The sequence below is a fragment of the Microbacterium sp. genome (assembly GCF_049661145.1).
Classification (GTDB): Bacteria; Actinomycetota; Actinomycetes; order Actinomycetales; family Microbacteriaceae; genus Microbacterium.
Genome location: NZ_JBASZT010000050.1, coordinates 1 through 2,470 on the forward strand (window position 1 = coordinate 1; position 2,470 = coordinate 2,470).

Sequence of the window (2,470 nt, forward strand, 5' to 3'; positions counted from 1 at the left end):
GGGTGCACCCGTGGGAACGGCCGCACGAGCCCGCGCTCGGGACCGTCGGCATCATCGCGTCGGTGACCGATCCGTTCTGCGGCGACTGCCGCCGCACGAGGCTCACGGCGCAGGGCACGGTGCGTTCATGCCTGTTCTCGCATGAGGAGGTGCCGCTGCAAGCGGCGCTGCGCGGCGGCGCGGACGACGCGGACCTCGCTCGCCTGTGGCGCGACGCGATGTGGGCGAAGCCCGAGGGGCACGGCATCGACCGGATCGGATTCGCCCCGCCGACGCGGAGCATGAGCGAGATCGGCGGGTGAGGGCGGGTGAGGGTCACGTGACGACCACGGTGACGGATGCCGTGCGCGTGCGCTTGTTCGCGGCGGCAAAGGCGGCCGTCGGCGCGCCGGAGGTGACGGTGTCGGCGGCGGCGACCGTCGCCGATGCTCTCGAGCAGGTGGCCGCGAGCGCGGCACGGCCGGCTGAGGCCGCAAGGGTGTTCGCGCGCTGCAGCTTCCTCGTGGACGGCGTCGCAGCGGTCGACCCCGCAACCCCGTTGCGCGCGGGGACAACCCTCGACGTCCTGCCGCCCTTCGCCGGAGGTTGAGCGGGCCGGGGGCGCACCGGCTGGCCGGGCCCGCTTCAGGTCACTCGCGGGCGGATTGCGGGCGGATTTCGACCTCGCGCCAGGTCTGGTCGAGCGCGTCGAGAATGAGCATCCGACCCCGCAGCGAGCGCCCGACGCCGACGATGAGCTTGATCGTCTCGGCGGCCATGACCGCTCCGACGGCGCCGCAGACGGGACCCAGGATGCCGACGACCTGGCACGCTCCGCCAGGCTGGTCGGCCGGGAGCGAGGGGTACAGATCACCGAGCCCGACGCCGCCGCGAGCGTACGGCTCGAAGATCGTCACCTGACCGTCCATGCCGAGTGCGGAACCCCACACCACCGGGATGCCGCGGCGTTCGGCGGCGGCGGTGACGGCGGCGTGCGTCGCGAACGTGTCGGCGCCGTCGACCACGATGTCGTAGCCGTCCAGCAGCGCCGCCGCATTCTCCGCAGTGAGCCGCTGGGGGATCTCCTCGACCTGCACGAGCGGATTGAGTTCGCGGATGGCAGCGCCGACGGATGCCGTCTTCGCGGTCCCTGGCGCGGAGCCGGCATGGATGGTCTGCCGGTGCAGGTTGCCGACGTCCACGACGTCGTCGTCGACGATGCCGATCGTCCCAACGCCGGCGCCCGCGAGCGCCGTCAGGACGGGCGAGCCGAGCCCGCCGGCGCCCACGACGAGCACGCGCGCCCGACGCAGCCGCCGCTGACCGATCGCGCCGATCTCGGGAAGCGCGAGTTGCCGCGCGTAGCGGATGCGCTCCTCGGCGCGCAGCTCGGGTCCGGGCTCGACGAGCGCCGCCTGATCGGTCATCCTCCGAGCCTACGGCCGCACGGCGATGACAGGGGCGGTCGAGTCACAACCGCGCGGCGATCGCGGCAGCGGCGGGTCACAGCCGCGCGGCGATCGCGGCAGCGGCGGTGAGCCACGCGTCGCGCGAGTTGGCGGAGAGCGCGTCGAAGTCGATCGGGCCGCCGTCCACGAGCGCGGTATCGAACGGCACACGCACGACGGCGGACGTCACCTGCGCGAAATGGCGCTCCAGCCGCTCGGCGAGCCTGCGGTCCGGCTTCGCGGACGGCGCGACGAGGATGGTCAGGGCCTCGTCGACTTTGTCGTCGAAGCCCTTCTCCCGCAGCCCGTCGAGCAGCCATGCGGCACTCGCGCCGGTATCCTCGCGCACGGTCGACACGATCACCAGCTGGTCGGCGGCGGCGACGGCGGCGACCCAGTTCGAGGCGCGCATGTTGTTGCCGGTGTCGACGATCAGCAGCCGGTAGTAGCGCGACAGGACGCCGTGCAAGCGGTCGAAGGCGGCGGCGTCGATGGTGGAGGATGCCGCGGCATCCTCATCGGAGGCGAGCACATCGAACCGGGCGTCCACCTGCGTGCGGACGTAGGTGTCGAGGGCGGCGAGGCTCGCGTCGGACGCGCCGGTGAACCGGTCGAGGTCTTCGAGGAGGTCGACCGCGGTCCGGTGATGCGGGGCGTTCTGCGCACGCCAGCCGAGGGTGCCGCGGGTCTCGTTGTTGTCCCAGGCGAGGGTCGCTCCACCGCGCTGGGTGCCGAAGGTCGCGGCCAGCAGCAGGGTGCTGGTGGTCTTGTGGGCGCCGCCTTTGGGGTTGAGGATGACGATCGTCCGCGGACCGTCGAGTCGGCGCTGCACCGTGCGTTCGCGGTCGAGGCGGGACTGCTCGGCCTTGCCCGGACGCGGCGAGATCACACCACCCGTTGCGCGCCGCACGAATCCCCGCCAGCCCTGAGTCGCGCGCGGCTTGGCCCGACTGGCGCGGGAGTTGAGCAGGTCATCGACGGTAGGAGTCGCGCGCAGGTGCTGTTCGCGCTGTGCGCCCTCGCGGCGGGAGAGATCGCCGCGG

Annotated in this window: 3 protein-coding genes and 1 pseudogene; 2 read left to right on the forward strand and 2 right to left on the reverse strand. The window is 72.8% G+C overall.

What is annotated here, in order from left to right; translation table 11 throughout:
- A pseudogene (locus WBP48_RS02220) lies at nt 1-302 on the forward strand (GTP 3',8-cyclase MoaA); the annotation flags it as partial.
- A gap of 17 nt (nt 303-319) precedes the next feature.
- Nucleotides 320-589, forward strand: a complete 270-nt coding sequence (locus tag WBP48_RS02225) for a MoaD/ThiS family protein (protein ID WP_424435430.1) — start codon at nt 320-322, stop codon at nt 587-589.
- Between the two features lie 40 nt (nt 590-629).
- Here WBP48_RS02225 and WBP48_RS02230 read toward each other — a convergent pair whose 3' ends face one another.
- Both WBP48_RS02230 and WBP48_RS02235 read right to left on the reverse strand, forming a co-directional pair.
- Nucleotides 630-1,406 carry a HesA/MoeB/ThiF family protein gene (locus WBP48_RS02230; RefSeq protein ID WP_424435433.1) on the reverse strand — a complete coding sequence of 259 codons (777 nt, stop codon included), beginning with the start codon at nt 1,404-1,406 and terminating at the stop codon, nt 630-632.
- Nucleotides 1,407-1,482: 76 nt separating this feature from the next.
- Nucleotides 1,483-2,470: MinD/ParA family ATP-binding protein (locus tag WBP48_RS02235; protein WP_424435437.1), on the reverse strand; the 988-nt coding region annotated here is incomplete at its 5' end.